This window comes from Streptomyces sp. CB02959, from assembly GCF_002803155.1.
Taxonomy (GTDB): domain Bacteria; phylum Actinomycetota; class Actinomycetes; order Streptomycetales; family Streptomycetaceae; genus Streptomyces.
The window spans coordinates 371,278-385,117 of sequence record NZ_NNBP01000003.1 but is presented as its reverse complement, the minus strand read 5'-3'; the positions used below and the strand labels follow the sequence as shown (position 1 = coordinate 385,117).

The following is a 13,840-nucleotide window of genomic DNA, read 5'->3' as shown; positions in this document are numbered from 1 at the left end:
AGACCGATGTTTCACGTGAAACGAACCGCTTCAACAAGGCTAGTTGACTGAGCGTCAGTGTCCAATCACGCTAGCGACACAGCCCTATCGACAAATTTATAGTTGGCCCGCGACCAGGCTTCCGAGGGGCGCAGGAGGTACGCGATGGATCTGGCGTTACTGCATACCTTCGTCACGGTCCACCGCGCCGGCTCGTTCACCCGGGCCGCCGCGCTGCTCGGGCTCTCCCAGCCCGCGGTGACCAGCCAAATCCGCTCGCTGGAGCGCCAATTGGGCCGCCCGCTCTTCGTCCGCTGCGCCCGCGGCGTCACCGCGACCACCTTCGGCGACGAACTCGCCCACAAGATCGCGCCCCATCTCGACGCCCTCACCGAGATCACCGAGGCCGGACTGGACCAGGACTCCGCCACCCGCACGCTGCACCTCGGCGGCCCACCGGAGTTCACCGCCGAGCGCGCGTTACCCGCCCTGAGCCCGCTCATCGCCCAGGGCCTGTCCATACGCACCGCCTTCGGCGCCGCCGACGAGCTCCTGAACGGCCTGGCCGCCGGGCACCACGACCTGACCGTCACCACCACCCGGCCGCGCGGCGGACTGCTCACCGCCACCCCGCTGTGCGACGAGGAACACGTGCTGGTCGCCGCGCCCCGCTGGGCGGCCCGGCTGGGCGGCCCCGGCGTCCTCCAGGCCCGCGGCGTCCGCGTACTGGACCCGGTCCCGTTCGTCGAGGTCCACGAGAGCCTGCCGTTGATCGCCCGCTACTGGGCAGCCGTCTTCGACGCCAGGCCCACCGCCGCCGCCACGGTCGTCGCCGGCGATCTGCGGGCGGTGCTGTCCTGCGTCGCGGCGGGCGCGGGGCTGGCCGTCCTGCCGCGCTACCTGTGCGCCGAAGCACTGAGCCGCGGCACGGTGGTCGCCCTCCTCGACCCCCCGGTGCCCCCGCTGCGCACCTACTTCCTGGCCGTACGGACCGGGACGCTGGGGCTGCCGCACATCGCGCGGGCGCACGAGTGGCTGCTGCGCACCGCGGCGGGCTGGTGACGTGGGCAGGGGGACGAAGGGGTTTCACCAGCCCGTGACTGCGGCATCTGTCCCCTATGACCGTACGGCCAGTCGTCAAACGCACCGCCCGCGCGATTCTGCTCGACGGAGCGGATCTCGTACTGATCAAGCGCACCAAACCGGGGCGGTCCCCGTACTGGATCACACCGGGCGGCGGCGTCGAGCCGGAGGACGCCACGGTCATCGAGGCGCTCCACCGCGAACTGGACGAGGAGCTGGGCGCCAAGGTCACCGACGTGGTGCCGGTCTTCGTCGACACCGTCGAGCACCTCACCGACGGCGGCGTGGACGGCGTCAAGGTGCAGCACTTCTTCGTCTGCCGGCTGGACTCGATGGATCCGTCCCGCCGGCACGGCCCCGAGGTCGAGGAACCGTGCGGCGAGTACGAGATCGTGCGGGTGCCCTTCACCCGGGTCGGCATCGCCTCGGTCGACGTCGTCCCGCTGTCCCTGCGGCACTACCTGGACGGCAACATCGAGGGCGTGCGCGCGATGCACGCCCCCGATCTGGGGTAGGACCGGTCCGGCCCTGCTCCAGGGGCGGACCCGGGGGCGGAGACGTCCCAGGGCCCCTGCGGCCCCGGGACGCCGCCCCGGTCAGCCGTCGCGCCGGTCGAACCAGCCGCGGAACTCCGGCGCGTCCTCGGCGGCAGGGCGCGGCTGGGCGCGGGCCAGCACCCTCTCGACCCGGTCGAGGAACTCCCCGTTCAGTTCCGCGGCCACGTCGTCCCGCGACGGAAGCGGCCCGCGCACGGGCGCCGGGCCGGCTCCGTACCCGGGCTCCGGGACGTCCTCGTGCAGCCCGCCGCGCAGATGCTCGTTGGCGTGCTGCGGCCGCTGGAAGAGCGGGCGCCGGTCCGCCTCGGCGGCGGCCCCGAAGAAGTCGCCGCCCTTGCGCTTGAAGTCGTCGGTGCCCCAGGCGCGGGCCCCGCGCTCCTTCGCCGGGACCTTCTGCAGGTGCGGGATGTGCTTGGCGCAGTGGATGTACGCCTCCTCGACCTCGGCCAGCACCCACAGCTGCGCCCGGCGGCCGGGGATCGGGTCCACCGGGAGGTCCGGGTAGTGGACCCGCATCTCCTCGTCCAGCACCACGCGTGCCCGGCCGTTGATGTGCAGACCGATCCGGGCACGGGTGAAGTCGATCATGAGGATGCCCAGTCGCGGGTTCTCGGAGAGATTGCCGATGGACGCCATGACGCCGTTGCCGCGGTACTCCGGGTACGCCAGCAGCCGGTCGTCCAGCACCTGCACGAATCCGGGCGGCCCGGCCCGGAAGGTGGAGTCGCATTCGCCGTGCCGGTCCGCCGTGGCCAGGAAGAACATCTCCTGGCGGGTGACGAACTCCCGCATCCGCGCGTTGAGATGGTCCAGGACCTGGTCCGCGTAGAAGCGGTCGGCGCGCTCGGACGTCCCGAGTCTCTGCTGCACCAGGTGCTCACCGTCGCTCCCGGGGCGCTCCGCCGGCAGGCGCAGCTCCCGTCCCTCCGTCGGCCGACCGTATTCACCCTCTGCTGCCAAGACTTCAGTCTCCCGTCGATACCAGCTCTTCGATGGAGTCGTGCCGTATCCGCTCGGCCGGAACACCCACCCCCACCAATGCCTCCACACCGCTGCGGATCAGTCCCGGCGGTCCGGAAAGATATGCGTCGTACTCGCGGTACGGGCCGTACTGCCTTACCGCGTCGGGGAGTTGGCCGGTGATGGTGCCGGGCCCACCCCGGCGGGTGCCCGGCCCGATGGCGACGACCGGGCGGACGGAGAGCCAGGGGTGGGTCTGCTCCAGGCGCAGCATGGTGTCGATGTCGTACAGGTCGTGTTCGCTGCGGGCGCCGTAGAAGACCTCCACCGGGCGCCGGGCGCCGTGGCCCGCGACGTCCTCGATCAGCGCCTTGATGGGCGCGATGCCGGTGCCGCCGCCGACGCACAGCAGGCCGTTGCCGGAGGAGTGGTCGACGGTCATCGAGCCGCCCGGCGCGCCGAGCCGCAGCACGTCACCGGGTCGGGCGCGGTGCACCAGCGCGTTGGAGACCCAGCCGGCCGGCACCGCCTTCACGTGGAACGAGAGCAGGCCGTCCGAACGCGGCGCCGAGGCGAAGGAGTAGTGCCGCCAGACCCGCGGCCACCACGGGGTCTCCAGGCTGGTGTACTGCCCGGCGCGGAACGGGTACGGCTGGTCCGGCCGGACCGTCACCACCGCGGTGTCGGGGGTGCGCAGCTCGTGTGCGACGACCTCGGCCTGCCACCAGGCGGGGGCGACCGCCTCGTTCTCGGCCGCCGCGTCGATCATGATCTGCGAGATCGCGGTGTACGCGCGCACCCACGCGTCCTCGGCTTCCTGGTTCCAACTGGACGTGGCATACCGGGAGAGCGCGCTCAGCAGGCACTCGCCGACCGCCGGGTAGTGGTCGGGCAGGGTGCCGTACTTGCGGTGCCCGCGGCCGAGCTGGGAGAGGTACTGGGTGAGCACCTCGGCGTTGTCCACGTGCTGGGCGGCGGTGAGCAGCGCCTTGAAGAGCCGGTCGCGCTGGGCGTCCATCGAGGCGGGGAACAGCGCACGCAGATCGGGGTGCTGGACGAACAGCAGCGCGTAGAAGTACGAGGTGACCTTGTCGGCCACGGGCTCGATCTCGGCCATGGTGCGACGGATGAGGACGGCGTCGGGGGAGGCCGCCGCGTCGGAGGTGCCGGTGGCTTCTAGTGTGGCGAGGCTGGGCTCCGGGGCGGTCGGCGCCGAGGACACCGGTGGTGCGGGGGAGGCGGAGGGAGCGGAGGTGCGGGCAGCGGCCGGGGGTGCCGCGGGGGCAGGGGGTGCCGAAGGGGCTGGCGGTGCCGCAGCAGCCGGGGGTGCCGCAGCAGCCGGCGGGGCCGTAGGAGCTGGCGGTGCCGCAGGAGCCGGGGGTGCCGTAGGAGCCGGCGGGGCGGGCGGGTCGGATATGCCGAACGTCTCGAACGGGTTCCGTGTGGCGGGCTCGTGGACCGGCTCCGGCTCGGCCTCGGGGCGCGGGGCGGCGGGCGCGGGCCGCGCGGCGTAGGCATGGGCGTCGGGCTGACGGGCCGTCTCCCACTGCGGCTGCGGGCTCTGCCGCGGCACCCGCTGCGGCTCCGGTTCGCGCTCCCGCTCGGCGGCGGTGCCCACCGGGCGTATCGGGTTCACGGGACGGCTGGGTATCCGTTCCGTTTCGACGTGTTCGCCCGGGTCGTTACGGCCATCCTGCGGCGATTGCTGCCCGTCCTGACTGTTTTGCCGGGGCTGTCGATCTCCGGAAGATTTTTTCGACGGCGGAGTGAACCAACCCCAATCGCCGCTGCTGCCGCCAGAAGAGCCGCTATCGGCCGACGTGGTGGTTGGAGCGTCCATGGTCTGCCTCGCCTCGAACGTCTTTCGGTTGTCTATGCCGTTCCGCTGACCGGAACCGCCCGGAATTCCCCCGCCCTGCCCGGAATTCTTAATCGACTCAAGCGATTCCGGCAACATCCCCTAAAGCGGACACATCTCACTTCCCTACGGCAAGCAGCACAGATGCCGTACCGTCAGCATGCCACTCCACCCCACCGCACCGGACAAATAGCCGGAAGTCCGGGTGACACGGGCCGCTTCCCCGCTAGGCTGACGAGCTTTGCCCTGCCGTCCACGCGCCCACGGAGACCCTCACCCCCGCCAAGCCGGACTCGACCATACCGGCAGTAGTTGAAACCACAAGCCCCGATCTGGGAACACTCAGCGCGCCCTCGCCAATATCAGTGATCCTCCCCACAGACGGCAATTTCCGTGTGCACACCGGACGAATCCACCGCGGAAAGCCCCCGGCCCGACGAATTACTCGCCGGTACGCACCAGTTCGTATGCCTCGCGCAGATCACGCCCGGTGTACGCATACGTGGCCAGGTCGCTGACATGGTGATCCGCATTCACCGCCACCGACTTCGGTACCACCGCGAAGAGTTCGACGTCCGACATCGAGTCGCCGTACGCCACGCAGTCCTCCCGGGTCAGCCCGTAGCGCGCGCAGAGGTCGTCCGTGATACGTACCTTCGCTGACGACGAGAGGATGCCGGCCGGTTCCAGCGGCTCCCGGATCGGCACCGCGGGCCACCGGGAGCCGTGCGCGGTGTCGACACCCCACGCCAGCAGGCGTTCGACGAAGAAGCCCGGCGAGAGAGAAATCACTGCGCACCGCTCGCCGCGGGCCCGGATGTCGGCCCAGACGTCCCGGATGCCGGCCAGCCACGGCGCGCCCTCGAAGGCCGCCGCCACCTGAGCTTCGGTCAGGTCCGCGGCCCACAGCGCACACGCCCGCTGCGCAAAGCCCGCCGGCGTCAGCTCACCGGCCGCGAACGCCCGCTCCAACGCGGCGATCTCCCCGTCCAGCCCCAGCTGCCGGGAGATCTCGACGGCGGCCGCGGACCCGTGGAGCAGGGTGCCGTCCATGTCGAACAGATGCAGCTTGCTCATGGGCGGAGCCTAGAACCTGCCCGAGGGGCCGGCGCGGGCGGGCCGGGCGGTACTCGCCGCCGCGTACGCGCGGATACTCCCGTCGTCAGATGTACCGTCGGGCGCCCCCCGCCACCGTGGAGCCATGCAGCTGCGCCGCCCCGCCCGCCGGGCCCTCCTCGTCGTCCATGTCGCCGTGTCCGTGAGCTGGCTGGGACTCACCGCCGGGCTCCTCGCCCTCGGCGCCACCGGTTTCACGGCCGGCGCCACGGAGGCCGCCGCGGCCGCCTACCGGGCGATGCAGGTCCTCACGGACGACCTGGTGCTCCCGGTCGCCGCGGCCTCACTGGCCAGCGGGGTGGTGCTGTCCCTCGGCACGCACTGGGGGCTGGCCCGGCACCGCTGGGTCCTCACCAAGTTCTGGCTGACCCTCCTGGCCGTCGGGCTGACGGTGCTCGCGCTGCGCCCCGGCATCGCCCGCCTCGCCGCGGCGGCCGCCGCCGGCCACCCGGCACTCGATCCCGGCCTCCTCGTCGCGCCGGCGGTCGCCTCCGCCCTGTACCTCTTCCTCACCGCGATCTCCGTGCTCAAGCCGTGGGGACGCACCACACGCGGCGGCCGACCGCGCGGGGCGCGGTCGGCCGGGGTCCGGGAGCGGGTGGGCATCCCGTCCTGACGGACCTGGTGGCAGGCCGTGTCCTGACGGCGGCCCGTGGCCCTGCGGCCCTTCGGGGCGGGCCGCCGGCCGTCAGGACGACCGGCCGGCCTTGGAGACGAGCGACCGGCCTTGGGGACGGGCAACCGGAACGCTCAGCTCCGCACCGCCGGGACCGCCTCGTCGGCGGCCACCGCCGGACCGCCCGCGGCCACCACCCGGCCGAGGCCCTGCTGCCGGCGCTCCAGGAAGGACGCCAGCACGGCCACGCCGAGCGCCGCCGCGGTCATCAGCGCACCCACCCAGTTGGGCGCGGTGAGGCCCAGCCCACCCGCGATCACCAGACCGCCGAGCCAGGCGGCCAGCGCGTTGCCGAAGTTGAAGGCCGCGATGTTGCCGGCCGAGGCCAGGGTGGGGGCGGCCGCCGCCTGGTCCAGCACCCGCTTCTGCAGCGGCGGAACGGTCGCGAAGCCGAAGAAGCCGATGAGCGCGACGGTGACGATCGCGGCGATCTTGTGGTGCGCGGTGAAGGTGAACGCGACCAGCACCAGCGCCAGCCCGGCCAGGGACACGTACAGCATCGGCATCATGGCGCGGTCGGTGAACCGGCCGGAGATCAGGTTCCCGCCGACCATGCCGAGGCCGAAGACCGCGGTCAACCAGACGACGGAGGACGGGGCGAAGCCGGCGACCTCGGTCATCATCGAGGCGAGGTAGGTGACGGCCGCGAAGACCCCGCCGAAGCCGAGGACGGTCATCAGCATCGCCAGCCCGACCTGCGGGTTGCGGAAGACCGCCAGCTCACGGCCGATCCGGGCGGCCGCCTTGGCCCGCTGCGCCGGGACCAGCCTGACGATGCCGAGCAGCCCCAGGACGCCGAGCGCGGCGATCGCGTAGAAAGTGGTGCGCCAGCCGAGCTGCTGGCTGAGCAGGGTGCCGGCCGGTACGCCCACGACGTTGGCCACGGTCAGTCCGCTGAACATCAGCGAGAGCGCGGCGGCCCGCTTCTCCGGGGCGACGAGGTCGGCGGCCACCAGCGAGCCGATGCCGAAGAACGCGCCGTGGGTGAACGACGAGACCACCCGTCCGGCGAGCATCAGCCCGAAGGTGGGCGCGACGGCGGTGAGCAGGTTGCCCACCACGAACAGGCCCATCAGCAGCATCAGCATCTGCTTCCGGGTGAAGCGGGTGCCGAGCACGGTCATCAGCGGCGCGCCGATCACCACCCCGAGGGCGTAGAGGGTGGTCGCGTAACCGGCGAGCGGAATGGAGACGCCGAAGTCGGCCGCCATGTCGGGCAGCAGGCCCATGACCGCGAACTCGGTCGTTCCGATCCCGAAGGCCCCGATGGCGAGTGCCAGGAGAGCGAGAGGCATGGCGTTCCTTCCATTGATTCATTGCATCCATCCCCAACCAGCGTCCACAATAATTGCAGACGCGCTTTATTTGCAAGCGCTGGATATTTCAGATGTGCCCTATCCTGGGCGTACGACGGATGAGGAGGTCTGCGATGACGCAGCGGACGCGGGACACGGCCACGGCGCAGGAAGCGGTCACCGGGGGCCTCGCCCAGGGATGGTGCGCGCTCTCCTCCCTGCACGGCCGCATCGAGTCGCACATCGAGCGCGCCCTCCAGGCCCGGCACGACCTCAGCGTCCGGGAGTTCTCGGTCCTCAACGTGCTCAGCCAGCAGCACGACGGGCCCGGCGGGCACCTCCGGATGCACCAGGTCGCCGACTCGGTCGTGCTCAGCCAGAGCGCCACCACCCGCCTGGTCACCCGGCTCGAGGAGCGCGGGCTGCTCTCGCGCTACCTGTGCCGCGACGACCGGCGCGGCATCTACACCAACGTCACGCCCGACGGGCTGCGCCTCCTCGAAGAGGCCCGGCCCGCCCATGACACCGCGCTGCGCGAGGCCCTCCAGGACGCCGCCAAGCGACCCGAGCTGGCGCCGCTGGTAACGGCCGTCGAGACGCTGGGCACCTCCGCCTAACGGGTCGGACCGGCGCATTCCACTCAGGGAGACCGGACGGACCGACCGGTCTCCCTGGGCCTCCCCGGGCCCGCGGCATAAAGTCGCGCCCATGAGCGACCTTGAGATACGCCGCGCCACCGAGGCCGACCTGCCCGCGATCGTCGCGATGCTCGCCGACGACCCCCTGGGCGCCACCCGCGAATCCCCCGACGACCTGACGCCCTACCGCGCCGCGTTCGCCATCCTGGACGCCGACCCGCACCAGCACCTGATCGTCGCCGACCGGGGCGGCAACGTCGTCGGCACGCTCCAGCTCACGGTGATCCCCGGCCTCTCCCGGCGCGGCGCCACCCGCACGATCGTCGAAGCCGTACGGATCCACGCCGACGAGCGCGGCGCCGGCCTGGGCACCGAGCTCATCGAATGGGCGATCGCGGAATCCCGGAAGCTCGGCTGCCAGCTCGTCCAGCTCACCTCCGACGCCACCCGCGTCGACGCGCACCGCTTCTACGAGCGCCTCGGCTTCGAGGCCTCCCACCTGGGCTTCAAGCGCCAGCTCTGACGGGGCGGGAGGCAGTCAGCGGCGGTCCGGGGGAGCGGTACGGCGCGCCCGGTGGGCCTTCTGCCGGCAGGCCCCGCCGCAGTACCGCGCGGGCCGCCCGGTGCGCGCCGCCGCGAGCGCCGCACCGCACACCGCACACCTGGTTTCGTCACGGATCGGCCCTGCGACCGGCAGTTCCGTTACGGTCCGGTCGGCACGGAGCCCATCGAGCATCAGCGCCGTCATCCGGCCCACCGGCGCCGCGCCGGGCTCCGCGCCCGCCCCCGCGTCCGCCCCCACCGGGCCCGGGACGACCGACCGCCGGCGCTCCATCGCCAGACATCCGATCAGCAGCGTGCGGACGTCCGCCAGATCGACGTCCACCCTTACCGCGCCTGCCTGTTGGGCCCTGGCCAGCAGGACGCCGAGCGCCGGCAGGAACTCCAGCTCCGGCCCCGCCGACCCCTCTGCCGACGGCACCGGACCGGGCTCACCGGCCGCCTCCAGCGCCTCGCACACCGCCCGATCGGGGACGGACAGCCGCACCACCGACGCCAGGAAGCGGAAGAACACCCCGCCCGGGTCGTCCGCCTCGGCCAAGTCCCCCGCGGTATCGGCGAACAGCCGCAACCGGTCCCTGACCGCCGCCCTGAACAGGACTTCCTTGGACGGGAAATGGCGGTACACAGTCCCCGCGCCGACCCCGGCACGCCGCGCGATCTCATCGAGCGGGACCTCCAACCCCCGTTCCGCAAAGGCGAATCGGGCCGCCTGGAGCACCAGCGCACGATTCCGCCGGGCATCCGCGCGAGTGGCCGCCGGCACGCCGTCCGCCCTCCGCACCCCTCCTGAGACCACCGAGCTCCTCCACGTTCCACACCCGGAGAACAACCGGGCCGACCGTTCCGATTCTACGAGGGCTTTGAAACATGCGTACGGGTCGCCACACGGGGCCGAGGGGAGGGGCCCGGAGCCGAGGGGGCGGGGTGGGAGCCGAGGGGACGGGGTGGGACAGGGAACGAGCCCGGGGATGGAGAGGGGGAGGCGAAGAAGCTGGGCGGAGAAGGTGGCACCGGGGGCGGGACGAGCCCCCCGGGACAACGGCACTTGGCACTTGGCACTTGGCGCGCCTGGCAGTCGGCACCGGGCAGCGGGCAGCGGGCACCGGGCACCGGGCACCGGGCAGCAAAAAAGGGTGTGGTCTGTTTCACGTGAAACAGACCACACCCCTGGCGCCTCTGTCGAGAGCACGTCCAACTGCTGAGGGCGCCTCCGACGGGTCAGCGCACCCGCACGGCTCAGACCGCGGCGACGACCTCGTCCCATGCCGCACCGGCCGCCGCGGCGGCGGCGTCCTCGTCGACCGGCACGCCCAGCGCCCGCAGGCCGGTGGCCAGCGCCGCCAGTGAGGCCAGCACCACCGCGCGGTCCGCGGCCCGCCCGTAGTGGTTCACCCTGATCATCTCCGCCGACAGGGCACCGGCGGCGGCCTGCACCGGAACCGCACCGTCGGCGGAGAGCGCGGCGGACACCACCTCACGGGCATCCACCCCCGCCGGCGCGCGGAGCGTGGTGGCGGCAGGCGCCGCGTGCTCGTCCCTGATCACATACGGCACCGGGCCGCCGAGCACCGCGACACCCGCCCGAACCGCCGCGGCGGCCGCCCGGTGGCGGGCGATGACCGCCTCCAGCCCCTCCACCTCGATCCGGTCCACGGCCTGCTCCAGCGCCAGCATCTCCAGCTGTGCCGGGGCGTGCGGAAGGGCGGTGCGCCCGGCGTCGATCCAGCGCTCCTTCCAGTCCAGCAGCGAGAGGTACGAACGACGCGGCGCCTGCTCATTGGCGGCGATGCGCTCCCAGGCGCGGGCGCTGACGGACACCGCGGAGACCCCGGCCGGGCCGGCCAGCGCCTTCTGGCCGCCGATGACGCACAGGTCCACTCCCCACTCGTCGGTGAGCAGCGGCTCGGCGCCCACCGAGGCGACCGCGTCGAGCATCAGCAGCGCCCCGTGCTCACGCACTACTGCGCCGATCTCGGCGACGGGGTTGGTGTTGCCGGTCGCCGCCTCGGCATGCACCAGGCTCACGAAGTCGATCTCGGGGTGCTCCCGCAGCGCGTCCGCCACCTGCTCGGGCGTGACCGCGCCGGTGAACGGCGCGCTGATGGTGACCACCTCGGCGCCGCAGGAACGCAGCCAGCCACCGAACGTCTCGCCGTAGGGGCCGGTGATGATGTTGAGGGCGGTACTGCCGGGCCGGACCGCCGAGCGGATGCACGCCTCCAGGGGCAGCAGCGCCTCGCCCTGCGTCGCGACGACATCGCAGCGGGTGCGCATCAGCGCCGCGACCTTGTCCTCGATCCGCGCGAAACGGGCGGCGTCGAGCGGAGGCAGGTCGAGCAGAACCGGGGTGTCGGCGTTCGCAGTCACGGCAGTCACAGTGGCCTTCCAGCGGTAGCGAGCCGCGCACAGCGGCGGCTCCTGACATCTCGCTCGACTGTACGTCCGCCCGCAACACCCCCGCCGGACGGGCCCGAGCACTCGCCCTGGCCTCGGCCCGCCCGCCGCGGGGGACCGGCCCACCCGGGCCCCCGCTTCCGTACGTCACACCCCGGTCAGACTCCCCGCCAGCCCTCGGGGTCCACTCCGCCGGGCACCGGCCCGGCGGGCTCGTAGGGCCCTCGGGTGAAGACGAAAGTCCCCAGGTCGAGGTGGGTGACCGTACCGTCCGGTGCCCGCCCCACCCGCAGCGTCTCGCCCGCGTAGTAGCCGTCCAGCCCGGTCCAGGTGCCATCGGCCTCGGTCTGGAAGCGCGAGGTGCGGCCGTTGCCGGACAGCGAGACCAGTTCCAGCCCCCGCGCGCACGTCAGCCGCAAGGCGAACGGGCTCGCGCCCCAGTACCAGGGCCCGGTCAGGGCCAGCAGATCCTCGTCCACCGCTCCCGGAAGCGGCCGCCACGGCTCCGGGATCCGCGGCTCGTGGTAGGCCAGGATCTCCAGGAAGTCGGCCGCCACCGCGCCGATCGGGACTCCGGAGGTGCAGTTCGCCAGCGCGAGCGCGGCCGTGTCCTCCGCCGGATCGACCCACAGCACGGCCAGGAACCCGGGCATCGACCCGGTGTGGCCGATCAGTCCGCGGCCGCCCCGCCAGACGAGCTGTGTCCCCAGGCCGTAGCCCGCGTCCCAGCCGTCGCCCTCCGGCGGCACCGCGGGGGTCTGCATCTCGGTCAGGCTCGCCCCGCTCAGCACCCGCTCGTCACCCCGCAGCAGGAACACCGCCCAGCGGCACAGGTCCTCCGTCGTGGACCACAGCTGCCCCGCCGGGCCCATCAGCCCGGTGTCGTGCGCGGGTTCCGGCAGCATCACATCGGCCCAGGGATGGACCGCCCAGCCGCCCGCATGCGGCATCTCCGGCTGCACCGTCGTCCGGGCCATGCCCAGCGGCTCCAGCACCTCGCGCCGCAGTACCTCGCCCCACGGCACCCCGTCCCGCAGCCGCTCGACCAGCGCCCCGAGCACCGCAAAGCCGGGGTTGGAGTAGTGGTGCCGCCGCCCCGCCGGGTGCAGCCGCGGCTGCTCGCCGAAGAGATCGGCCGGCTCGGGCCGCAGCTCGCCGGCGGTCCGCTCCCACCACGGCCCACGGGACTCGGCCGGCAACCCCGCACTGTGCGAAAGGAGTTGGGCGATGGTCACCTCGGGCACCGGGACGTCTTTCAGGTGGGCCCCGATGGGATCGTCCAGCTTCAGCAGCCCCTCGTCCCGGAGCCGAAGCACCAGCACGGCCACGAAGTTCTTGGTCAGCGAGCCGATCCGGTACTGCACATCACCGTGCGGCACCTCCCCGTCCACCGAACTCCGGGCCCCCGTCCAGACCACCTCGCCGCCGCGGACGACCGCGCCCATCATCGACGGTGCCCGCCCCTCGGCCTGCGCGATCGCCAGCCGCCGCAGCAACGCCCGACGCGTCTGCGGCATCAACTCCCCACGTTCCTCGCCGGAATCGACGGCGGCGCCACCGCGCGGGACCACCTCTCGCGCCCCGCCCTCGCTCGACTCGGGCTCTTGCGACTGCGCGGACTCCACGACCGTCATGACGCTCCTCAACGCGACTTCCCACCCGGCGGAACCAGCTCAGCCGGCCCATGGCAGCGGCGAGCGACCACCCACCGCGCCGCCATCCTGCCCCGGCCGCCGCCACCGGCGCCTCCGTGTTTCACGTGAAACGGCCACCGAGGCGCTTCGCCTGGCCCGCCAAGACTCGCCATCGCCGCCGGGCGCGGTTTCACGTGAAACAACGGGACCCGCCTCTGCGCGTCGTTTCACGTGAAACAACACCCTGTGCCAGCCCGTCGTTTCACGTGAAACATCGGCACACCCAAGCCCCGTCACGGCATGGCCATTACCCCCAGCGCCCGCTCCACCGCGGCCTGCTCGTCCTCAGGAAGCCAGCGCGCCGCATGCACCATGTGCAGCGCACTCCGCAGGCGCACCCGGTCCTCGTCCGTCCCGAGGTACCCCAGATACGCCGGAAGCGTCAGCGCCAGCGCCTTGAGGTCGCCCCGTTCGCACCACCCCGCGAACAGCTCCCGCACCGGCCCCTCGACGCTCTCACCGACACGCCCTCGCACCGCGGCTCCCTCATCCCCTTCGGCGGCCGCCGCGGCCGCGGTGTCCCGCAGCCCCTCCGCGATCGCGAACCGGTTCCAGTCGCCGTACTGCCCCTCGGGCGCCTCGGCCACCCGCTCCGCCGCCAGCACGAAGTACCGGTGGGCGGAAGCGGCTCGGCCGAGTTCCCGGTACGCGTTCCCCAGGTTCACGTACAGCGACGGATAGAAGCCCTGCACCCGTTCGTCCCCGACCAGGTCGGCCCGGTCCAGGCACTCCTGATTCCAGCGCAGCGTCTCCGCGGGCGAGCTCTGGTGCCGCGCGAGATAGTGCGCGGCGACGCACGCCTCGTAGTCGTCGCGGGCCCCGTCCCACGCCTGCTGGAAGAGTTCCCGCGCCTTCTCGGCACGTCCCTCCGCCTCGGCCTGCATACCGGCCACGCACAGCCGCACCACCGGCAGTTCCGGATCCATCCGCCCGCTTCCTCCCTCAGCCATCGATCGCGCCCGCCCTCCGGGCCTCCGTACCGCTTCCGCGCTGTGCCGCTCCGGCCACCGCTCTCGGCCGCCTCCG

Annotated in this window: 13 protein-coding genes; 5 read left to right on the top strand and 8 right to left on the bottom strand. The window is 72.6% G+C overall.

What is annotated here, in order from left to right; translation table 11 throughout:
* The first annotated feature begins 144 nt into the window (after positions 1-144).
* Both CG747_RS07460 and CG747_RS07455 read left to right on the top strand, forming a co-directional pair.
* Complete coding sequence (locus CG747_RS07460) at positions 145-1,041, top strand: LysR family transcriptional regulator (protein ID WP_100600822.1); 897 nt, start codon at positions 145-147, stop codon at positions 1,039-1,041.
* A gap of 56 nt (positions 1,042-1,097) precedes the next feature.
* The gene (locus CG747_RS07455; protein ID WP_100600821.1) at positions 1,098-1,577 is read left to right on the top strand and encodes an NUDIX domain-containing protein; all 480 of its coding nucleotides are present in this window, start codon (positions 1,098-1,100) and stop codon (positions 1,575-1,577) included.
* An 81-nt stretch (positions 1,578-1,658) separates the two neighbouring features.
* On the opposite strand, the gene CG747_RS07450 is transcribed toward CG747_RS07455, so the two are convergent.
* From CG747_RS07450 to CG747_RS07440, 3 genes are all read right to left on the bottom strand, one after another.
* On the bottom strand, positions 1,659-2,489 hold the full coding sequence (locus CG747_RS07450; protein ID WP_180985437.1) for a pyridoxamine 5'-phosphate oxidase family protein: 831 nt from the start codon (positions 2,487-2,489) through the stop codon (positions 1,659-1,661).
* 94 nt (positions 2,490-2,583) lie between these two features.
* On the bottom strand, positions 2,584-4,419 hold the full coding sequence (locus tag CG747_RS07445) for a globin domain-containing protein (protein WP_100600820.1): 1,836 nt from the start codon (positions 4,417-4,419) through the stop codon (positions 2,584-2,586).
* Between the two features lie 459 nt (positions 4,420-4,878).
* Positions 4,879-5,514, bottom strand: coding sequence for an HAD family phosphatase (locus CG747_RS07440; RefSeq protein ID WP_100600819.1), 636 nt, complete (start codon positions 5,512-5,514; stop codon positions 4,879-4,881).
* A gap of 124 nt (positions 5,515-5,638) precedes the next feature.
* On the opposite strand from CG747_RS07440, the gene CG747_RS07435 reads away from it, so the two are divergent.
* Positions 5,639-6,169: a DUF2269 domain-containing protein gene (locus CG747_RS07435; protein WP_100600818.1), complete on the top strand. Its 531-nt coding sequence runs from the start codon at positions 5,639-5,641 to the stop codon at positions 6,167-6,169.
* A 134-nt stretch (positions 6,170-6,303) separates the two neighbouring features.
* Here the strand turns inward: CG747_RS07435 and CG747_RS07430 are convergent, their stop codons facing one another.
* A complete protein-coding gene (locus CG747_RS07430; RefSeq protein ID WP_100600817.1) occupies positions 6,304-7,524 on the bottom strand; it encodes an MFS transporter in 1,221 nt (406 codons plus the stop codon).
* Positions 7,525-7,658: 134 nt separating this feature from the next.
* Here CG747_RS07430 and CG747_RS07425 point away from each other — a divergent pair, with 134 nt between their 5' ends.
* The gene (locus tag CG747_RS07425) at positions 7,659-8,141 is read left to right on the top strand and encodes a MarR family winged helix-turn-helix transcriptional regulator (protein ID WP_100600816.1); all 483 of its coding nucleotides are present in this window, start codon (positions 7,659-7,661) and stop codon (positions 8,139-8,141) included.
* A 91-nt stretch (positions 8,142-8,232) separates the two neighbouring features.
* Positions 8,233-8,685 carry a GNAT family N-acetyltransferase gene (locus CG747_RS07420; RefSeq protein WP_100600815.1) on the top strand — a complete coding sequence of 151 codons (453 nt, stop codon included), beginning with the start codon at positions 8,233-8,235 and terminating at the stop codon, positions 8,683-8,685.
* Positions 8,686-8,700: 15 nt separating this feature from the next.
* On the opposite strand, the gene CG747_RS49170 is transcribed toward CG747_RS07420, so the two are convergent.
* From CG747_RS49170 to CG747_RS07400, 4 genes are all read right to left on the bottom strand, one after another.
* Complete coding sequence (locus tag CG747_RS49170) at positions 8,701-9,489, bottom strand: TetR/AcrR family transcriptional regulator (protein ID WP_257980268.1); 789 nt, start codon at positions 9,487-9,489, stop codon at positions 8,701-8,703.
* Positions 9,490-9,962: 473 nt separating this feature from the next.
* Positions 9,963-11,102 (bottom strand): alanine--glyoxylate aminotransferase family protein, encoded by a 1,140-nt coding sequence (locus CG747_RS07410; protein ID WP_100600813.1) that lies wholly within the window; start codon positions 11,100-11,102, stop codon positions 9,963-9,965.
* Positions 11,103-11,278: 176 nt separating this feature from the next.
* Positions 11,279-12,637: a serine hydrolase gene (locus tag CG747_RS07405; RefSeq protein WP_257980283.1), complete on the bottom strand. Its 1,359-nt coding sequence runs from the start codon at positions 12,635-12,637 to the stop codon at positions 11,279-11,281.
* A 410-nt stretch (positions 12,638-13,047) separates the two neighbouring features.
* The gene (locus CG747_RS07400) at positions 13,048-13,740 is read right to left on the bottom strand and encodes a hypothetical protein (RefSeq protein ID WP_100600811.1); all 693 of its coding nucleotides are present in this window, start codon (positions 13,738-13,740) and stop codon (positions 13,048-13,050) included.
* Positions 13,741-13,840: the final 100 nt, after the last annotated feature.